A 19,654-nucleotide genomic window follows, 5' to 3' on the forward strand; every position below is an offset into this window, starting at 1 on the left:
GTCAGCGGATTTTGATCAAACTTCTCAAAAAGGTATTAATTATGAAGTATAACGTTTAATGTCTCCTATTTACCTTAATATTTACCTGGCCTGAAATTGGGTAATTAGTTTCGAGCTCAATTGCTCATACCTCCTTGCTGAGTTTTTAGCCATATACCTTCTGGTTCCTTGAACCTACGGGAAGCTAGGGGGGGGGAACTTAGAACCCCTTCGGCGTATAGTCTACATACTTTAGTTAGAGTTTACCATTCCCAAATAATTTTAATTTTGTAGTTGTGGATTCCTGCTTTTCTTTCTTAACCCTTCATAAATCTGTCCCTACTGGTCAAGATACCTTGGCTGGTGGTATATCTCAAGTCACTATACGTGCTGCTCAATCTGAGGATATTAGCACCTTAGCAGATATTCTTGCAGATAGCTTTCACCCTCAAAAAGGGCTGATCAGCTGGGTTCACCCTCTATTAAGACTGGGTATTTACGAAGATTTGCGCCACAGACTGCGATCTAGTTTACCCCATTACCTGTGTTTAGTCGCCGTCACTACCGTTCCCGATTCTGCTGCTACCAGTCAGCTGCTAGCTGGTACTGTAGAGCTAACACTCCGTTCTCGCTATTGTTGGCCAAAGCCTAACTGCCAACATCTTTACATCTCCAATCTGGCTGTCAGAAAGTCTTGTCGGCGGCAAGGAGTCGGGGAAAATTTGCTATTGGCTTGTGAGCAAACTGCCCTAGAATGGGGCTTTCAAGACCTCTACTTGCATGTTTTGGAAAACAATTATCAGGCCAGGCAACTTTATCTCAAGAGGGGATATGAACTGGATCGGGTAGAACCAAGCTATACCGGAGGATTGCTTAGGCTTCCCAAACGCCTGCTCTTACACAAGCAGATTAATCCTGCTGGTCTTAGTTTACAGGGTCAGAGTCTGTCTCAGTAGGCTGAATTTCGTCATAATGGAGTTATCAAGCTGACGAATAACAGATATATTTTACATAAGGTGATTTATCACATTGACAAAACAAACAAAATATGTTTGAATAACTTATTTTTGTTCAGACTATCTGTAGCAGAGTATCGTTTTTGATAACAGATCAAAAAGGGGGTTATTGATAAAGCTTTCAAGAAAATTAGTGTTTGAAGACCTCGCTGGTGGAGAAATTTAGTTGATTTGTGCTACGGTCTACTTGTAAATCCCATCAGATCTACCGTACTAAACCACAAAATTTGCTTTGTACCGATAAATTGTAGCTATTGATACCAATAATCTATAATCTAGTATCTAGCCATACAAAGTTTTGGTGTCTTGAAGCCATTTTGAGGTGTTTTTTGATAACTATAAACTTAGGTTAAACCCAAGTTTATAGTTGGAAATGGTAGTTAAACAAGACTTGACTCTCCGTTTTGTGTATTTTAAAAAACTTACAGTTATTTAAGGAAAGTGGATCGGGGCTTTTAGCTTGGGTGCTTACCTGCTCGCTCGATATTACGCCATATAGTTTGAGATGGAGAGTAAATACCAACACTATTACCAGATAGCTTTTTACCCAAAGGAGGTGGTTGCTCACAACCAGGGTCTCGCCAATCCTCAACCCCTAAGTGGCATGAACCAGGAAAGCCTGAACCCCTGCAAGAACAAGATGAGAGACTCACAGCCATCAGAAATTCTCTCGCAATTTCGGGATAAACAATTGTTAATTGTTAATAGTAGGCGTCGCAATGGCCTAATCATATATAAACACTACCATGCAGAATTTGCAGGACCAGGTTCGGCTGTAGGAGGAATATTTGATCTTGATTGTCAGGGAGTAGTGCCAGTGGGCAATCTATCATTGATTTCTCCAGAATCAGCTGAGGAGCGACGGCGTGCTTATTTGATTCGGCGGCAATGGATTCGACTGACTAAACAAATTACAGAATATCCAAGTCCTATACAACGAACCCAACAGATTCTTGAACAGTTTGAGGGATTTGGTTTTGATGCCAACACTATTGCCCAACTGCCAGATGAAGCCTTTGCTCTGCTGGTAGGGGTTTTGCCCTATACAATCAGGAAGGTACGTAATGCCCCTCACCATGAGCATTAAGTCTGGAATCCTTTGGCTGATGCTGATCGTCTCAATTGATTAGAAAATTTATAAATTTAGATTTAGATCTCCGGAATCTCCCCAGCTCCCGGTCTCACGAAGCATTATTTAACAGAGTTCAATGATTAGAGCAACTAGCGCTATAGTAGGTAATGGGTAATGGGTAACAGAGAATTCTGCTAAACCCCTACCTATCACCATTTACTATCACCATTTACTATCACCATTTACTATCACCATTTACTATCACCATTTACTGTTCACTATGGATTATCCTGGGTGCCATCAGATCAGCCTCTGTAGTTGGCGAATTGAGCAATTTCAGCTATAACAGCCCATAGCGATGCCTCAGGTGCGACAATAAGCGCGAATTTAATTCGCCTACGGTTAGCGCACCAAAGCCCTACCTGCGGGGGTTTCCCCCACTCGCGCAAAGCATGGCTGACAATGGAGAGACTTGATTACTAAGCTGATGTGCATTTAAATTGGTTATTACCTGTTCCCTGTTCCCTGTTCCCTGTTCCCTTTGAGTAATTTAGGTATCCCAATCTAAATGCTGAACAGCTTATCTATGGAATTGTCGGTATTTAGCTAGTTGGTTACTATGAATGATTTTGACATACTTAAAAAAACTATCGATCGCCTAAGAAGCGAACGAGATGATCTCAAGAAAGAACTAGATACCTACCGAAGTTATCTGGATAAGCGCTCTACAGATATCAGAGCTTTAATTTATACAGAATTACAACTATTTTCACCCAAAATAGCTGAGGAACTAAGGAAGGAATTCAGAACACAATTTCACCTAGTGATTGGCTTGTTGCTTTTCACTACCCTATTCACCACAGTCAGTGGTTTTGTAGTTATGTCTAGTCTTGTTGATAGTTCGGTAAAAGGACATATCAAAGATCAACAAAAACAACTTGATAAACTCAACAAACGTATAAATAACTCTCTATTTGATAACCGAGTTGATCTGCAAGTTCTTCAGCAACAAACTCAAACTATCAAAACCCAAACTCAAGATTATCAAAAACAAGCTCAATATCTAAATAGTAAGGTGCAAAGCTTAGATATCAACGCTTCTACTATAGAGAAAAAACTTAATGCTCTTATAGAATCAGACCCAGTCGCCTTGGGAGATATAGTTGAACGGATCAATAACTTAACTCAAGATAGTAATCAGTTGATTACTATCTCTAGAAGTATCGAAGAAGTGGCTAGTTCACAGATTAAACTGGAGAGTGGAGAAATTTCTGTTAGGGAAGGGAATTTATCAAAAGGTGATGGCAGACGAAGAATATCAGGTGAGAAAAAGTTTAATACGAACTTTTCTTCCGATCCTGTGGTTTATATTGCTTTAAACGATATCGATAGTGATAATGATGAAAATCTCCGATTAAAAGTTGATGTAACTCATGTCAATCGAGAGGGGTTTCATTATGTATTGGAAACCTGGGGAGACACGCGGGTTTACAGCGCTAATGCAAGTTGGTTTGCCTATGGCAAATAAATCAGATCGATTTCAGTTGAATACTTATAATTTAATGCTGTCTGTCAAGGAAAATCGATTCAGCGCTGCATCGCTATACCCTATACCCTATACCCTATTCCCTATTCCCGGCTTGCAGCGCTATAGTTTGTCGAGCAACGAATTCGGTCAGGGGAAATAGTTTTGCTTATCCCCTTTCCCTTTGTCTAGCCTTAACCTGAAATCAATAGACTATTGGTTTTCTTCTGTCTTCCCCTTGCTGTTACCGGGAGAAGAATTGTATATAGCGTCTAACTGTTGGCGAGCGTCTTCAACGGTCATTGACCGCATCACTAACAGGGGTTCATTAATAGGGTTGCCACTATCATCAAGCAGTTCCGGGTGCGGTACTGACTTAGCAGGAGATGGATTGGCATTCACTTGATTCCGTCCCCATTGGGTGGGTGATTTTCCCGATGCTGAGAAAGAACGCTGGGAATCAAAACTCAAACTTAATAGGTTGCGAATTAAATTTCCAATTGCTAAAAATGCTAGAACAGTAAAGGCAACTAGATAAATTAGGTGTAACATCGTATTGTCCTCCCGACCGAATAGTTGGTCTTTAACTCCTTGTCTTGCTCAGGGATAAAAAACGGCTTTTTATAGGTGGTTAGTTAACTTTAACAAACGGTAGTCCACTATATCCTCAATCATTTCCTGAATCTAGGCGCGTCAAGATTAGTCATTCCCTGAAGCCGCTGACTCGGATGCACCGGATGCCAATGATCGCCACCGGATTGCCACTCCCCAACATTCTCTCACTAATTGGTGCCATGGCATCATGGTAGAAAGTTCAACTCCTACTTGACCATCGGTAGCGTTAAAAAGCATTTTAGCTGTATTTACCTCCTGCTGGGCTTCCTTTACCCGCTTGACTAGGTCAGATTGTTCCTCCTTGGTCAAAAAGGTGATATCTTCAGTTTCTAACAACGAAAGCGATCGCTCAAACCAGTAGTCAAAATCTACTAGTAGCGGTTCCAATATGGTTTTGAGTAACTCCGGTGTTGATGGCTGGGGTTGATTCATGATATTAAAACTGTTTATTTTTTCATAGTCTACCTTAATTATATTTACATTTTTTTACAATTTATCACATAACCCTTAACACTTGTGGGAGACTACTACTCCCTCAAAATTGAATTGAGGGGTAAGCTCAAGTCCGGTTTAATACCGATCATCAAGACGATTGATGCTCAGATGGTCAGATGGGGCAAATTGTGATATAGGGGAATTATCCGGACATGATCTACAATGGACTTTAGCCAATTAGGCACCCTTGTACTATGCATCTGTGTTATCCATTAAGTACCAAAACCATTAAGCCAACCCGTAACCCCTAACCCCTTGCCCTAACCCTCAACACTAAATTGATAGAGTACTACACCAGAAACATGTACTGCCCCAAAAACTAGCGATGCAGCGCGGTCTTGGGAAGGCAGTCGCTCATGGGGGGGTTCCCACGGGGCTTACAAGGTGCGGACGCAGGTTCCGCACACAGACCCATGCGCCATGAGCGACTGCCGTGGTTTCCCCCACTCGCGCTTTGCATCAAAACAAGGTTTGTATCATAGAGGGATAGCACAAAATTGGTGTTACGGTCATAGCGCGTTACTCAATTCCATAGAACAGTCACCGATGCTTAACTCAGAACCCTCCGAACAGCCTGAAAAAATTCATTTGCCCCGTACTAGCGAATCCGAGACCCTACAAAGAATCCGTCATACGACCTCCCATGTGATGGCAATGGCCGTCCAGAAGCTATTTCCGAAGGCTCAGGTGACTATCGGTCCTTGGATTGAAAATGGTTTTTATTATGATTTTGATCAGCCAGAACCGTTTACTGAGCAAGACCTAAAGAAAATCCAAAAGGAAATGGTCAAAATCATTAAGCGGAAGCTTCCGGTAATTCGAGAAGAGGTGCCACGGGAAGAAGCTCAACAGCGGATCAAGGAACTGGGTGAATCCTATAAACTGGAAATTTTGGCAGATTTAGAAGACCCGATCTCGATTTACCACTTGGGGGATGAGTGGTGGGATTTGTGTGCTGGTCCCCATGTGGAAAATACCAGTGAAATCAACCCGAAGGCCATTGAATTGGAAAGTGTGGCTGGGGCTTACTGGCGAGGGGATGCGAGTAATACTCAACTCCAGCGCATTTATGGTACAGCTTGGGAAAACCCAGAGCAACTACAGGAATATAAGCGCCGTAAGCAAGAAGCCCTGAAACGGGATCACCGTAAGCTGGGTAAAGAACTGGGACTGTTTATCTTTTCTGACCCGGTGGGACCAGGATTACCCCTGTGGACCCCGAAAGGAACGGTTTTGCGTACCCTTTTGAAAGATTTCCTCACGCAAGAACAGCTTAAACGAGGTTATCTACCAGTGGAGACACCCCATATTGGTCGAGTGGACTTGTTTAAGGTATCCGGTCACTGGCAGAACTATAAAGAGGATATGTTCCCGATGATGGCTGAGGATGAGGAAGCAGCAGCCGCAGAACAAGGATTTGTCCTAAAGCCGATGAATTGCCCCTTCCATATCCAAATTTATAAGAGTGAATTGCGCTCCTACCGGGAATTGCCCATGCGCTTGGCAGAGTTTGGTACAGTGTATCGCTATGAGCAATCTGGGGAACTGGGGGGGTTGACCAGGGTGCGTGGTTTCACGGTGGATGATTCTCACCTATTTGTGATGCCAGATCAGTTAGATCAGGAATTCCTCAATGTGGTGGATTTAATCCTGTCAGTGTTCAAAACTCTGCAAATGAAGAAATTTAAAGCACGGTTGAGTTTCCGTGACCCGGCCTCGGATAAGTATATTGGTTCGGATCAGGCTTGGGAAAAAGCCCAAGGAGCAATTCGCCGTGCTGTAGATACCTTGGGCATGGAATCCGTTGAAGTACCAGGGGAAGCGGCATTTTATGGCCCGAAACTGGACTTTATCTTCCAGGATCTCCTCGACAGGGAATGGCAGTTAGGAACGGTACAGGTGGATTACAACTTGCCAGAACGATTTGATTTGGAGTATGTGGCAGAAGATGGCACTCGCCAACGCCCGGTTATGATTCACCGTGCCCCCTTTGGGTCTATCGAGCGGCTAACTGGGATATTGATTGAACAGTATGGGGGAGACTTCCCCTTCTGGTTAGCACCAGTACAAGCACGATTGTTACCAGTCGGGGACGCACAGTTGCCTTTTGCTCAGGAAATGGCAACAAAAATGCGATCGCATGGGATTCGAGCAGAAGTCGATACCAGTGGGGAAAGGCTTGGTAAAGCAATTCGTAATGCCGAAAAGGCTAAAATCCCGGTGATGAGTGTGATTGGTGCCAAGGAAGTCGAAGCAAACAGTTTGAATATTCGTACCCGTGCCGCTGGGGAATTGGGAATGATGCCCATAGACCTGGTTGTAGAAAAGATGGAGCAGGCAAATCGCAATCGGGAGAATTTTTAGACTCTAAAGGAAATAGGGAGTAGGGATGCACCGCGTTTTGACTCGGTGCATCTTTTTGTTGTCAATCTATAACAAGCATGATTTATCGCTTCTGCCTTATGCCTTGCTGTTAGGCATTAAAAATGCCTAACAGCTGATCACCAAAGGTATGGCAGAGCCTATGTTTTTAGCAATTTTTCGGTTTCTAGAATTCCTATAACTATTTATATTAAGTTTTGTGAAGCGACTCAATACTTTTGCTTCTCCATCCTCCCCATCTTGCCTCTTTTATGGCGATCTTAAGTCTTTTCCAACTTTTAAGTCAGTGCTATTCCAGTTAAGAAGCTGCTTCCGTAAACATGATGATGTGTAATTCACGGATATCACCCATTTAAAATTGTTAAATTTCCGGTGAAATTTCAGTAATTATCTCTAGGCAACAGCAGCTTGAATAAAGCAATCTTAGATTAGAACAATAACAATAGTTTAACTAGGCAAGTTAAAACTAACCGAACATCAGGGTGCGTTCGCGTAGCGGCTCGTACCGAGCATCGCTTTGCCAAAATGGCACTAATTCAGAAAAAATCTGTGTTCTCACTAACGATCCAGTGGCCTCACGGGGATTTCCCCCACTCGCCCTTTCCATCAAGAGAGGGAGATTTACTGACTAACTATAGTGGGTTTTCACCTGGCCTTTAACACAACCAATTGGGCATAAAGCATACGGCTATAAAGTTAATTTATGCTTCAGGTAATTATAATTAAATGCCTATGGTCTCAGTAATCTCTCAATACCCGATTTGTTCTTAAAAACTTGTTTAGCTTAATTTCCGTATTCTAATTATTCATCGCGGCCAGTCATGAAATCTTTATTGAACTATCTCCAAGCGATCGCACCCGATTTGGGATCAAAAAGTCTACCCTATCCTCTAGGAAAAAGTTTTCCTTCCCAGTTTTTTCCCCATACACTGATTGGCAGTTTGATGTTAGTCAGTGCGATCGCAGGTTACGCTACTCCAGTATGGGCGGTTTCCGAACTCCAGTTGGTGAAAGACGCTAATGATAGCGATGGTAATCTCGTTAGAGAAGTTCCATCAGGACAAGAATTTATCTACACCATCCGGGTCTCCTGTAGTGGAGATGAAGACTGCCAGGATGTGGTGATTACTGACCAACTCCCTCCTCAAATTGATTGGTCTTCTGAGAATGTCAGCATCCTTCCTGGACGTCCTGCTACTTTCACCTATGACGAGGATACAGGACTGGTTACCGTTGAGTATAATTCACCGATTCCAGCAGGTTCCCCGGTCAACTTGGAGATTCGAGTCCAGTTTCCCCCCGGTACGACTGTAAACGATATAGAAGCAACTAACCTAGCCGAAGGGACGAGTTCTAATGCCGGGAATGCCACCTCCGAGGCTCTAACCGTTACCTCTGATGTCGATTCAAACGCTGCGTTAAATAAGTGGACATTGGAGAAAAATCGGGTGATTCCTAGCAATGGTGATCCCGCTCTTGATTCACCAGTGACCTATGAGCTTGAGCTTTGCCATGCCCGGAATCTTGAGAGTGGTATCAACCTAGAAAATGTAGTTGTGCAAGATACTCTTCCGGTTGGGTCAACTTTTGTTAGTGCTACCAATGAGGGTACCCATAACTCAGGGGTTGTCACTTGGAATGTCGGTAACCTCAGTATTCAGAGTGGCAGAAATTGTTTCAACGCACAAGTCTCTGTTGAGTATCCTAGTGGTACCTTCAACACTAGTGGTGCCAATAGTACTGTGATTAACCCAGCTACTGCAACAGGAGAACTGATTGATGGCACCCCTTTGTTGAACTTAAATGGTGAGGCTGAACATGGTTTTGCAGACGCTAACTATCAAGGCACATTGAGTTCTAAATCATTCTCGGGTCAGGTGGCTATTGGCAATGAATTTGAGTTTCGGCTTGACCCAAGAAATACCGGTAATGTACCGATGACTACTCTAACAGTCACTGACGACCTAGATCAAGTCAATGACGATGGGATTAACCTCTTAGATCAGGTGCGGGTCACTAGAATTCGCACAGGCAGATACAACAATTACACTGGGGATGTGATTGTCCGCTACAAAACTAATCTCAACCCCTTGACAGCCGGTACCTCACACCCTCAGAACACCACCCTCACCATTGGGACGGACATCACCTTAGGAGCAGGGGAATACATTACAGGGGTTGAGTTCGAGTACACCAATGTACCAGTAGGTTTTCAAGCTACAGGAGGCAGTAATAGACCAAAACTGTTTGTAGAGGTTCAGCCTGACCGCTCGATTGGGGAGACGATCAAGAACTGTGCCCAACTGACTTGGACGCCCAATTCACCAACAAACCCCCTGGAAAAGTGCCAAGAGACAGAAATCTCGGCATTACAAGCGATCCTAAATCCAAACAAAACAGATGAAACTAGTAGTGGACCCTATGCTCCTGGTGACACCATAGAATTTCGGCTACAGTTTCGCAACGAGTCGAGCGCTACCGCAGATTATGTCAATCCCATTATTGCCGATTTACTGCCAGCAGGGCTTGACTATGGGGGTGCCTGGAGGTTTACCAATGGGGGATCGAGTAGTTTGCCCGCTGACCCTCCGATCAACTTCGAGGCGATTCCCAACTACAACGGCACCGGTCGCACGTTGCTGCGTTGGGAAATTACAGGAACCCAAATACCAGAGAATAGGTGGCTGAGAATCTATGTCGATACAGTGGTTGAGCAGGGCGTGAGTACAGGTTCGTTGACTAATGAATTATTCATCATGTCCAACGATAGTGTGTTCGATTGCAACAATAATAACCGCAGAACTCAGGATACGGTTGATGTGGATGGGGATGGCATCACCGATGAGACGATTTGTCGCAGAACAGCAAACGTTGACGTAGCTGCGATCGCAACCCTCGATTCAGAAAAAGTAGTTCAGGGTGAGGTCGATACCAGTTTTTCCACTAGTGGCACCACGGTTCCGGGGGGACAGGTAGATTACCAGCTCACTATCACCAATCAAGGCACGGTACCGATGACTAATATACTAGTAGTCGATCTGTTGCCTGCCATCGGCGATACTCAAGTGCTCAATACTAGTTCAGCCAGGGGTTCCCAATGGCGTCCTAATCTCGCTGGTCCGGTTACCGTGGCCATTCCTGGTGTTACGGTTGAATACACCACCAATTCCAATCCTTGCCGTCCTAATCCTACTGATGGTCAAGACCTCAATTGGCCTAGTGGCTGCGTCAATGACTGGAGTACTACCTTTCCCAGTGACCCCAGTGCGGTCACCGCTCTGAGGTTTAACTTGGGTAACCTGGTTCTCGACCCCCTAGAGTCGGTGGTCCTCAACTGGCCAATGCGAGCACCGGCTGGAGCACCAACCAACGGCGAGATTGCCTGGAATTCCTTTGCTTTCGTCTCGACACGAACGGATCAATCCGGTGCGGCAGCTACCTTGTTACCCGCAGAACCCCCCAAAGTCGGCATTGTGATTCAACCCCCCACCCCTGCCATCATTGGAGACTTAGTCTGGGATGACCAAAATGGTAATGGGATTCAAGATAATAGTGAACTGGGTATCAATGGGGTGCGGGTTGAGTTGTGGCAAGACGGAGGTGATGGTCAACCTGGTACCAGTGACGATAGTTTCTATGGGTTTACCTTAACTGCTCCCGATGGTACCGGTAATGATGGGGTTTACCTTTTCTCGAACGTGCCAGCGGGAGATTACTTTCTGAAATTCATTCCCCCAGACAACCTAAATCTCTCTCCTCAAGACCAGGGTGGTGATGAGACCGCTGACTCCGATGCGGATCCCAATACTGGACAGACAAATGTTTTTAGTGTTAACCAGACTACAGACACCAGTGATTTCGATGCTGGACTAACTTCTGTAGACCCAGCTACCGCTAGTTTAGGTGATTTCGTTTGGTTGGATACCGATGGCAATGGTAGTCAAGATGGGGGTGAAGTTGGTGTCAATGGCGTCACTGTTGAACTTTATGATACTGCTAACACTCTGATCGACTCGACCCAAACCAGTAATGACTTCAATGATAATCCTGGTTTCTATCGCTTCCGGGACTTGACACCAGGTACCTATTATGTAAAGTTCATTGCGCCCCCTAGTCATGCTTTCTCTCCCCAAGACCAGGGTGATGACACTCTAGACTCGGATGCTGATGCTACTGGACAAACGGCTAACATTACCCTCAGTGCTGGAGACAGTAACCAGGATGTAGATGCAGGGATAGTACCTCAGCCGATCTTAGGTGATTTTGTCTGGATTGATAATAATGGTGATGGACTCCAAAACCTTGGTGAATTGGGTCTCAATGGTGTGACGGTCAAGGTTTATAACCCAGGTGCTGATGGTGAAGCTGGTGGCGGGGATGATAGTCTAGTTGCCACTACAGTGACTACCAACGATGTGGCTGGGAATCCTGGTTTCTACTCCTTCTCTGGCTTAGCAGCAGGAAACTATTTCTTAGAGTTTATCGCTCCCTCTGGCTATGAGATTGGTTTCCAAAATGTGGGCAATGATGACACGATTGATTCTGATGCTGACCCGAGTACGGGATATACCGAAGTCTTTGCTCTAGCTGCATCGGAAGACAATCGAGACCTCGATGTGGGGATGATTGCTCTTCCGGTTACATCTACTGGTGAAGTATCGGGTACTCTCTACCAAGACAACAATCCCCAAAACGATACTTTCGACAATGGTGAATCTACCTTACCTGCCAACATTAGGGTAGTACTATACCAAGACGTTAACAGTAATGATGTTATTGATGCTGGTGATACCCAACAAGCCACTACTGATACTGATAATAGTGGCAATTACAGCTTCACCAGCTTAGAGCCAGGAAAATACATTGTGCAAATCGATACCAACGATCCTGAGATCCCCGATGAGTTCATGTTAGGAACCTCTAATGATATACCGATTGAGGTGACTACTACTGCTGTGACTGATATTAACTTTGGGTTTGATCAAAGCCTCCCCAACGTGATCCTGGTCAAACGTATTACCGCTATTAAGCGCAAAGACAGTAACGTTTGGGAATCTTTACCCACATCTGGCTCACCTTTTGTTGATGGTATTGATAGTCCTGGTTCTGAGAATCATGTCGGAAGCGATCGCGCTCCTGATGATAATGACCCTAACTGGCCCAATCCCAATATTTATCTGCGGGGATTAATTAACTCTGGCACAGTGATGCCAGGGGATGAGTTGGAATACACTGTGTACTTCCTTTCCAATGGCAGCAATTACGCCAAGAGCCTGCGTATCTGTGACCGAGTTCCGGCAGAAACTACTTTTATTCCGGATGCCTTCAACCAAACTGCTGGTTTCCCAGCTAGTGATGTCGGGATTGCCTTGTTCGAGAGTACTGATCCTTTACCCACCAGTGGTTTAGCTGAACCGAACATATATCTAACTAATATTCCCGATAGCGATCGCGGTCGGTATTACTCACCAGGGACCTCAGTGCCAGCGGGATGTAATGTACCTGTCAACCAAAATGGAGTTGTGGTGGTGGAAGTGGGAGATGTGCCCGAAGCTACTGCACCAGGAGAGCCACCGAATTCCTATGGGTTTATCCGATTCCGGGCTCTAGTGAAGTAAACTGTTATCCCGTCAGTTGTCTGGAATTGCCTGACTATGATAAAAAGAGCAGGCTCGCAGAGGAACTAAATTATGATAGCTAGTACAGCTACTTACGAAGTTACCTGGGAAAAGTTACCTGATGATTTTGTTCTTGACGACGAACCAGTGGATGATATCAATCAACCATCTCTGGCTGCTGCTCTGACACAAAGTTTGGAAATTGCTGGCAAACTACCAGCTAATGCTCTGACTACGACCAATTATGGCATCTGTGCCACTTTGAATGGCAAAATCGTGGTAAAAGCCCCAGATTGGGGATATGTCCCATCGATTCGAGTGCCCAGAGAAGAAGTGAAACGCAGTTATACCCCAAGACTTCAAGGGGATATTCCTGCTATTGTCATGGAATTTCTCTCTGATACTGAAGGTGGGGAGTATTCCAACAAGCCAACCTATCCTCCGGGCAAGTGGTTTTACTATGAGCAAGTGTTACAGGTTCCCAACTATGTCATTTTTGAGCCAGACACTGGAGTAATAGAAGTCTATCGGTTAGATGATTCAGGACGTTATCAACTCCAACCACCCGATGGGTATAACCGTTACTGGATTGATGAAATCAGCTTATTTTTGGGTATCTGGCAAGGAACTAGGGAAAACCGAACTGGTTACTGGTTACGTTGGTGGGATCAGCAAGCAGAACTTTTGCTATGGGGTTCGGAGTTGGTCATCCAGGAACAGCAACGAGCTGAACAGGAACGGCAACGAGCCGAGAAATTGGCAGCGCAGCTAAGAGCAGCAGGCATCGAGCCAGAGGCATAATTCCTCAACTGGAATATCATATCCATTCCGGTAGCATTGCTCTTTTCAAGCTTGGGTAATTGGTCATTGGTCATTGTGATTACTCTCAATCCATGACTTATGGCCGATAAATGGAAAAAAGAAACGCCAACCAAAAATTATTTAACACTTAACCAACTAAACATTTCGGCAACGGATAATTGCCAATCTTTAAGACTATCTAACACAGGTAAAATTTCTTGATCTGATTTAATCTCTGGCAATTGATTCGGTTGAAATATCATCACTGATTCATCGTCAGGATCAATTAACCAGCCTAATTCTGTTCCCTGGTTCAGACAAAACAGTATTTTTTTGATCACTTTATTCGCAGATTGTTCAGGAGACAGAATTTCGATTACCCAATCAGGATAAAGCTCAAATTTATTGGCAATTCTTCCTTTTTCTGTTTTCGGAATACGATTCCAACTAAATACTGTAATATCTGGGACAATAGAACGTCCCCCAAAAGTACATCGTAATTCCGGGAAAGCATGGGCGATTTTTTTCGGTAAAACAACGTCATTTATCGCTGTACCAAGACGAATTTGTAAGGTACTATGTTCTCCTTGAGGCATAGGTTTTTGTTCAATTTGTCCATTGACATATTCACTAGCAGGTTTCGTTTCAGGACGTTCTAAAAATTCTGCCAGGGTCAACGTTTGTCTAATTTGATTTACAGCAACCATTTATGACCTCCTGTTTCTTAGATTTTAACTGTTGCTGGATTCAGTTCCAGTCATGCCCACCAGAAAAGCGATGCTCGGTACGAGCCGCTACGCGATCGCATCCTACACGATCCCTTTACTTTTTCAACCAATCAAATATCTCACCAACCTTAAGCTGCACCGCTTTGGCAAACTCTGGCACGGGCAACACCACTTCTAAGTTCTCAAACAGTTGCACGGATTTATCGGCACTATAGACAAATATGAAGGACTCTTCCGGATCCAATAACCACCCCATGTTAGTACCGTTGTCGAGACAATGGAGAATGTTGCGAATCACTTTGGTTTGGCTCTGCTTGGGGGATAAGATCTCGATGGTCCAATCTGGATGTAGATTGAACGAATTGGCCACTTGGCCATCATGATCACGAGGAATCCGTTCTGTACGAAAGACGGCAACGTCTGGGACAATTGATCGCCCACCAAAGGTACACCGCAGTTCCGGGAATGCCTGGGCAGTTCGCTCTGGCTTTAAAGCGAGTGTTAAAGCAAAACTCAATTCCCCTTGAAGGATGCTGTGCTTTCCTTGAGGCATAGGTTTTTGTTGAATTTGTCCATTGACATATTCACTAGCAGGTTTCGTTTCAGGAAGTTCTAAAAATTCCGCTAGGGTTAACGTTTGTCTAATTTGATTAACAGCAACCATTTATGACCTCCTTTTAAGAATTTCTTCCCTAAAATCAAGCAATACCTTGCCATGGCAAAACCGGTGACGATAAAACTGCTAGAAATTTCTTAGGCTCAATTGATCTCGCTGCTGCTGTTGTTTGGCTTAACTAACGACACGCCCTAGGTTTTAACTACATCCGAGGTTCCAGTAAGAATTGGCAACTTCATGATTCTGGGGTCCAGACAGTTTGATCCCCTTGCCCCCAAAAGCCATCATATTTGGTAACACAAACATCACCTAAAACCTTAGTCTGACAGGCTAAGCGGCGATTTGCCGTCGGAGAATGGGGTGGAAGCGATCGCCTAGCTTTATCTTTCCAATTTGCCTCAGATACTTCCCCGTCTATCTCAACCGCACAGGTACCACAGCTGCCTAATCCTCTACAGTTAATTAGTTTAGCGTTGCCGTTGTATAGGGCAACCCCATGGTCTAGTAACACCTTCCGCAGATTACTGCCCTGGTCACATTCAAAGCTTTTTCCTTGTGCTGTTACTTTAGGCATTATTCAAGATTACTCCTTATCTGTAGCTTATTTTTTAATACAATTAGATGCAGCTATATTTAGTGTTGTGAACAAAGCCAATCTGGCAATACACTAAGGTGCTCTTATTGTTTGATGGTTCTAGATAAGCTGCGTTTATAAATATCTAGAGGTCTAGTCCTCTGACTAAGCTTTAGTCCATCAAAGCTTACCCTTAACTACAATTTACATTTCTTTACGATAAAGTAAACTATTCTAACTGCCCATGACTTCAACAACTTCTCACCCCATCTGGATTTACGATACAACGCTGCGGGATGGTGCCCAGCGTGAAGGAATCTCATTGTCTCTAGAAGATAAGTTACGCATTGCTCGGCAACTCGATGAGTTGGGTATTCCCTTCATTGAAGGAGGATGGCCAGGGGCAAATCCGAAAGATGTGCAATTTTTCTGGAAGCTCAAAGAAGAACCTCTCAAACAAGCAGAAGTAGTAGCCTTTTGCTCAACTCGACGGCCAAACATGACCGCTGCAGAAGACCGGATGCTGCAAGCTATTTTAGCTGCAGGAACGCGCTGGGTGACTATTTTTGGTAAATCCTGGGATCTTCATGTCACCGAAGGGCTGAAAACTAGCCTAGACGAAAACCTAGCCATGATTCGGGATACCATAGAATACCTCCGTAGTCAAGGGCGTCGGGTGATTTACGATGCAGAACACTGGTTTGATGGCTATAAAGCCAATCGAGAGTATGCCCTCAAAACCCTGAGAGCTGCTAAAGATGCGGGTGCAGAATGGCTAGTACTATGTGACACCAATGGTGGTACCCTACCCGATCAAGTTAGTCAAATTGTTAGAGATGTAGCTAAAGAGTTGAATGTTAAAAGGTTGAATGTTGAAAGTGAGTTGAACGTTAGAAGGTTGAATGTTGAAAATCAGTTGAAGGTTGGAAGGTTGAATGTTGAAGGTTCTAATCTTGAACCGGCTAACCTGCAACCTGGAACCGAAACTAACCTACCCTACGGGAACGCCAAAGGCGAACAACCTGCTAACCTTCAACCCATGTTAGGAATCCATACCCATAATGATTCCGATACAGCCGTTGCTAATGCCTTAGCTGCGGTATCTGAGGGAGCGTGTATGGTTCAGGGAACGATTAATGGTTATGGTGAACGCTGTGGTAATGCTAATCTCTGTTCTGTGATTCCTAACTTACAGTTGAAGCTTGGTTATTCCTGTATTCAGGATAATCAGCTAGCCAGACTTACCCAAGCTAGTCGTTTAATTAGCGAGATTGTCAATCTTGCTCCCAATGACCATGCTGCCTTTGTGGGTCGTTCAGCCTTTGCTCACAAAGGTGGCATCCATGTTTCAGCGGTGGCAAAGAATCCTCTGACCTATGAACATATTCAGCCAGAACAGATTGGTAACCAACGTCGGATCGTAATTTCTGATCAGTCGGGACTGAGCAATGTATTAGCAAAAGCCCGTAGTTTCGGTCATGACCTGGATAAAAAAGACCCCGCCTGTCGCGAAATCCTGGAACGGCTCAAAGATCTCGAAAATGAAGGGTATCAATTTGAAGCAGCGGAAGCTAGTTTTGATTTGTTGATGCGGGATGCTTTGGGCTATCGAGAACATCCTTTTGAACTCAAAGGCTGTCAGATACATAGCGATATGCTACAAGGGGTCAGTAAACCCTACAGTAATTCTGTGGCAACCATTAAAGTATCTGTTAACAACCAGGATATTTTGGAAGTAGCAGAAGGCAATGGACCAGTTTCAGCCCTTGATGCAGCCTTGCGCAAAGCCTTAGTGAACTTTTACCCAGAGATTGCTGATTTTCATCTAACTGACTACAAAGTGCGGATTCTGGATGGTGCTGCTGGCACATCGGCTAAGACAAGGGTGCTAGTGGAATCAAGCAATGGAGAACAGCGCTGGACAACTGTGGGGGTTTCTAGTAATATTCTCGAAGCGTCCTATGAAGCTGTGGTGGAAGGCATTGAGTATGGTTTGCTGTTGGAATCTTCAGCAAAGACACGATTGAGCCATGCCCCAGCCCTTAAAGAGCGGTAATTAGAGCGCTAATTAGTAATTAGTAATTAATTTTTGCTATTTGTGCACTAAGGTGATACCCAAAGTAGACTATCTAGCTTAGCCTTGGTGAGAACCTCACGGGGAGGTAACTTATGATAAGGTCCTTCCCAGTTAGGGGGTTGGTAGACGTAAAGGATAGAGGCATTTTCGTCAAAGCTACAAATTACTTTACCAGTGGACCCTTCCTCACCTGGGAAGCAGTCTAGTTTCTCGTGTCCAGGAGTGGCTGAGTAGGCTATTCCTACCTTTACATCCTTTGGACCAGGGATGCGATCGCTTAGTATTGCCATCCTGCCGATTTTTTGCTGGGAGATGTCGGCATCGATTTCTACTACGAGGCTATCTTGCCAGTAGGCTCTGAAAATATTGTAAGTTTCCCCTTCCGCAGAGGTGGTTTCTTTTTTTACGGTATAACTGGGCAAAGCATTCTTGATGGTATCAGCATCAAAGTTGCTGGTTTTGTTGAGTGTGCCCAAACCTTCTGGAGTCAGCCTGAGACTGGACTGAGTATCAGGCGGGGAAGGTGCCTTGGCGCAAGCGCCCAGGATACTGGTGACTAGGACGATGCTGGTTAGGGTAAACAGTGTTTTTCTATACAATCTTCTTAAAGAGTTTATGTCAACTAGTAATTACATTAGTAAAGATTAAGGATGAAGGAGGAATGTCTTCATAAAATTTTACAGTTTTATCTCAAATATATTTGATTTCTATTGTGATCAAGAACTGTCAGTGATCACTATTCCAAGAAACTCGTGTAAATTACAAATATCTCCAAATTTGTAATACCTTCAACAAACCTAAATACCTAAATAACCTAAATAACCTAAATATATATCTGATTTAGCAGATCTTGATCTGATTTAGATTATGATTGAAATCATCAAAAAAATCGTTTATGTTTTAGCATTTTTATCTATAGGATTCTCCTTAACAGAAGTCTACCTATCTTCTAACAAACTCTGGAAACGTAAGCATGATAATCAAGTCGCTGAAAGTGTATCGGTAATGGCTGAAATCATGGCTATTATACCTGGTTTTTTCTTTGCTTTGAACTATTTATTTGAGAAGCAATGGCAAGGTTTTTTGGACACTATCATCTATATATTTATGAGTATATTTTATGTGTTCGTGGGAATAAAATTCTGGGTAGATGGTGAGAGAAAAAAAGGGTTATGGAGGCTAATCAAGCAAGCACTAAAGTCTGAAAAGCAAGAGGTAGGGGATTTGGCAAAATCATTTTTTAAACCTTCCGGAGCCCAAAAAATTATCTATATCCTTAGTCAAATAGCTCTAATTGATGAAGAATTAAATCCTCAGGAAAAAGAGTTTATCCAAAGCTTTGCGAACAATTGGAACATAGATTTTTCCTGGAAAAGTTTAACCGAAAACCGAAAAGAAGGTGCCAATAAAAACTTCATAAAATTGCGTCAGGATGTAGTTGATTATCTAGCCACTTCACCCCCAGATAAACAAGTATCTCAACTCAGGGATGTTGTCAATGCATTAATTAATATTGATCAGGAAGTTTCTGAACAGGAAAAACTAATTGTAGCTGAACTGAATGGTCTTTTTTCGCGATATCTAGGGGAAAAATTAGATAATGAAATTTATCGGGTAGTGATTGTGCCGCAAACTGAACAGCAAGAGGAAGTGATTGAAACGTCTTTACCAGAATTATCGCGGTACGACACCACAGGAGGATTTGCCTATCAGACAAATTCTTTTTACTCTAAGCAATACGCAGAGATAATTTGCGATCAGTATCGCAGTCTCAATCTGATTAGCTTCGTGACCACAATTGACCAAATCCTTGTTTCTTCATGAAGCTTACTCTCGGTAAAAATAAGCAATCAGTAAGTTAGTAGTGCTTCTTGATCTATCGAGGGGTGTGAACAGCCAATTTATTGACGGTGATACAGACTTTTTGTATTCAAGCAGGGTCTGTGATTGGGTTTTTTGAGCAAACCATCAAAGCATTTGTTTGTAATTCTAAACAAGTGCTTTAATTCCTAACCTTTCAACCTGAATCCTTACTCAAAAACACCATTAGGCAACCAGAAAGGCGATCGCCAACTGCGTACCTTTTGTTAAGGCTCTTTATCGATGGAAAAAACACAGAGTGTTTCAAGGGTAGGCTATGGGATATGTATGATGCC

General features: G+C 43.7%; 17 protein-coding genes. 9 read left to right on the plus strand and 8 right to left on the minus strand.

What is annotated here, in order from left to right:
* The first annotated feature begins 275 nt into the window (after positions 1-275).
* The 4 genes from BJP34_RS22095 to BJP34_RS44065 all read left to right on the plus strand — a co-directional run bounded on the left by BJP34_RS22095 (position 276) and on the right by BJP34_RS44065 (position 3,755).
* Positions 276-935: a GNAT family N-acetyltransferase gene (locus tag BJP34_RS22095; protein WP_083305299.1), complete on the plus strand. Its 660-nt coding sequence runs from the start codon at positions 276-278 to the stop codon at positions 933-935.
* A 565-nt stretch (positions 936-1,500) separates the two neighbouring features.
* The gene (locus tag BJP34_RS22100) at positions 1,501-2,082 is read left to right on the plus strand and encodes a hypothetical protein (RefSeq protein ID WP_070394199.1); all 582 of its coding nucleotides are present in this window, start codon (positions 1,501-1,503) and stop codon (positions 2,080-2,082) included.
* 604 nt (positions 2,083-2,686) lie between these two features.
* Positions 2,687-3,595 carry an H-type lectin domain-containing protein gene (locus BJP34_RS22105; RefSeq protein WP_070394200.1) on the plus strand — a complete coding sequence of 303 codons (909 nt, stop codon included), beginning with the start codon at positions 2,687-2,689 and terminating at the stop codon, positions 3,593-3,595.
* On the plus strand, positions 3,585-3,755 hold the full coding sequence (locus BJP34_RS44065; protein WP_158517383.1) for a hypothetical protein: 171 nt from the start codon (positions 3,585-3,587) through the stop codon (positions 3,753-3,755). Before BJP34_RS22105 ends, BJP34_RS44065 begins: the two co-directional genes overlap by 11 nt.
* Positions 3,756-3,805: 50 nt before the next feature.
* Here BJP34_RS44065 and BJP34_RS22110 read toward each other — a convergent pair whose 3' ends face one another.
* From BJP34_RS22110 to BJP34_RS45720, 3 genes are all read right to left on the minus strand, one after another.
* A complete protein-coding gene (locus BJP34_RS22110) occupies positions 3,806-4,144 on the minus strand; it encodes a DUF2973 domain-containing protein (RefSeq protein ID WP_070394201.1) in 339 nt (112 codons plus the stop codon).
* A 147-nt stretch (positions 4,145-4,291) separates the two neighbouring features.
* Positions 4,292-4,639 (minus strand): DUF2605 domain-containing protein, encoded by a 348-nt coding sequence (locus BJP34_RS22115; RefSeq protein WP_070394202.1) that lies wholly within the window; start codon positions 4,637-4,639, stop codon positions 4,292-4,294.
* A gap of 382 nt (positions 4,640-5,021) precedes the next feature.
* Complete coding sequence (locus BJP34_RS45720; RefSeq protein ID WP_168166480.1) at positions 5,022-5,162, minus strand: hypothetical protein; 141 nt, start codon at positions 5,160-5,162, stop codon at positions 5,022-5,024.
* A gap of 86 nt (positions 5,163-5,248) precedes the next feature.
* Here BJP34_RS45720 and thrS point away from each other — a divergent pair, with 86 nt between their 5' ends.
* On the plus strand, positions 5,249-7,066 hold the full coding sequence (thrS, locus tag BJP34_RS22120) for a threonine--tRNA ligase (protein WP_070394203.1): 1,818 nt from the start codon (positions 5,249-5,251) through the stop codon (positions 7,064-7,066).
* Positions 7,067-7,550: 484 nt separating this feature from the next.
* Here the strand turns inward: thrS and BJP34_RS44070 are convergent, their stop codons facing one another.
* Complete coding sequence (locus tag BJP34_RS44070; protein ID WP_158517384.1) at positions 7,551-7,691, minus strand: hypothetical protein; 141 nt, start codon at positions 7,689-7,691, stop codon at positions 7,551-7,553.
* Between the two features lie 214 nt (positions 7,692-7,905).
* Between BJP34_RS44070 and BJP34_RS22125 the strand changes: the two genes are divergently transcribed.
* Both BJP34_RS22125 and BJP34_RS22130 read left to right on the plus strand, forming a co-directional pair.
* Entirely contained in the window at positions 7,906-12,702 is a 4,797-nt protein-coding gene (locus BJP34_RS22125; RefSeq protein WP_070394204.1) for an SdrD B-like domain-containing protein, read from the plus strand.
* A gap of 72 nt (positions 12,703-12,774) precedes the next feature.
* The gene (locus tag BJP34_RS22130) at positions 12,775-13,503 is read left to right on the plus strand and encodes a Uma2 family endonuclease (RefSeq protein ID WP_070394205.1); all 729 of its coding nucleotides are present in this window, start codon (positions 12,775-12,777) and stop codon (positions 13,501-13,503) included.
* Between the two features lie 137 nt (positions 13,504-13,640).
* On the opposite strand, the gene BJP34_RS22135 is transcribed toward BJP34_RS22130, so the two are convergent.
* The 3 genes from BJP34_RS22135 to BJP34_RS22145 form a co-directional block, all read right to left on the minus strand.
* Positions 13,641-14,210, minus strand: a complete 570-nt coding sequence (locus BJP34_RS22135; RefSeq protein WP_070394206.1) for a Uma2 family endonuclease — start codon at positions 14,208-14,210, stop codon at positions 13,641-13,643.
* 115 nt (positions 14,211-14,325) lie between these two features.
* Positions 14,326-14,895 (minus strand): Uma2 family endonuclease, encoded by a 570-nt coding sequence (locus BJP34_RS22140; protein ID WP_070394207.1) that lies wholly within the window; start codon positions 14,893-14,895, stop codon positions 14,326-14,328.
* 187 nt (positions 14,896-15,082) lie between these two features.
* Complete coding sequence (locus tag BJP34_RS22145; RefSeq protein ID WP_070394208.1) at positions 15,083-15,421, minus strand: 2Fe-2S iron-sulfur cluster-binding protein; 339 nt, start codon at positions 15,419-15,421, stop codon at positions 15,083-15,085.
* A gap of 244 nt (positions 15,422-15,665) precedes the next feature.
* Here BJP34_RS22145 and cimA point away from each other — a divergent pair, with 244 nt between their 5' ends.
* Complete coding sequence (gene cimA, locus BJP34_RS22150) at positions 15,666-17,477, plus strand: citramalate synthase (RefSeq protein ID WP_070394209.1); 1,812 nt, start codon at positions 15,666-15,668, stop codon at positions 17,475-17,477.
* A 47-nt stretch (positions 17,478-17,524) separates the two neighbouring features.
* On the opposite strand, the gene BJP34_RS22155 is transcribed toward cimA, so the two are convergent.
* A complete protein-coding gene (locus tag BJP34_RS22155; protein WP_070394210.1) occupies positions 17,525-18,097 on the minus strand; it encodes a DUF1131 family protein in 573 nt (190 codons plus the stop codon).
* Positions 18,098-18,365: 268 nt separating this feature from the next.
* Between BJP34_RS22155 and BJP34_RS22160 the strand changes: the two genes are divergently transcribed.
* Positions 18,366-19,322, plus strand: a complete 957-nt coding sequence (locus tag BJP34_RS22160; RefSeq protein WP_070394211.1) for a TerB family tellurite resistance protein — start codon at positions 18,366-18,368, stop codon at positions 19,320-19,322.
* Positions 19,323-19,654: the final 332 nt, after the last annotated feature.

Origin of the sequence: Moorena producens PAL-8-15-08-1 (genome assembly GCF_001767235.1) — a bacterium.
GTDB lineage: Bacteria > Cyanobacteriota > Cyanobacteriia > Cyanobacteriales > Coleofasciculaceae > Moorena > Moorena producens_A.

Bases quoted from the DNA above. Each gene is read 5' to 3' on its own strand.
- thrS (WP_070394203.1), top strand. From the start codon at position 5,249: ATGCTTAACTCAGAACCCTCCGAACAGCCTGAAAAAATTCATTTGCCC.
- BJP34_RS22145 (WP_070394208.1), bottom strand. From the start codon at position 15,421: ATGCCTAAAGTAACAGCACAAGGAAAAAGCTTTGAATGTGACCAGGGC.
- BJP34_RS22130 (WP_070394205.1), top strand. From the start codon at position 12,775: ATGATAGCTAGTACAGCTACTTACGAAGTTACCTGGGAAAAGTTACCT.
- BJP34_RS44070 (WP_158517384.1), bottom strand. From the start codon at position 7,691: ATGGAAAGGGCGAGTGGGGGAAATCCCCGTGAGGCCACTGGATCGTTA.
- BJP34_RS22135 (WP_070394206.1), bottom strand. From the start codon at position 14,210: ATGGTTGCTGTAAATCAAATTAGACAAACGTTGACCCTGGCAGAATTT.
- cimA (WP_070394209.1), top strand. From the start codon at position 15,666: ATGACTTCAACAACTTCTCACCCCATCTGGATTTACGATACAACGCTG.
- BJP34_RS22100 (WP_070394199.1), top strand. From the start codon at position 1,501: ATGGAGAGTAAATACCAACACTATTACCAGATAGCTTTTTACCCAAAG.
- BJP34_RS22110 (WP_070394201.1), bottom strand. From the start codon at position 4,144: ATGTTACACCTAATTTATCTAGTTGCCTTTACTGTTCTAGCATTTTTA.
- BJP34_RS22105 (WP_070394200.1), top strand. From the start codon at position 2,687: ATGAATGATTTTGACATACTTAAAAAAACTATCGATCGCCTAAGAAGC.
- BJP34_RS45720 (WP_168166480.1), bottom strand. From the start codon at position 5,162: ATGCAAAGCGCGAGTGGGGGAAACCACGGCAGTCGCTCATGGCGCATG.
- BJP34_RS22125 (WP_070394204.1), top strand. From the start codon at position 7,906: ATGAAATCTTTATTGAACTATCTCCAAGCGATCGCACCCGATTTGGGA.
- BJP34_RS22140 (WP_070394207.1), bottom strand. From the start codon at position 14,895: ATGGTTGCTGTTAATCAAATTAGACAAACGTTAACCCTAGCGGAATTT.
- BJP34_RS44065 (WP_158517383.1), top strand. From the start codon at position 3,585: ATGGCAAATAAATCAGATCGATTTCAGTTGAATACTTATAATTTAATG.
- BJP34_RS22115 (WP_070394202.1), bottom strand. From the start codon at position 4,639: ATGAATCAACCCCAGCCATCAACACCGGAGTTACTCAAAACCATATTG.
- BJP34_RS22160 (WP_070394211.1), top strand. From the start codon at position 18,366: ATGATTGAAATCATCAAAAAAATCGTTTATGTTTTAGCATTTTTATCT.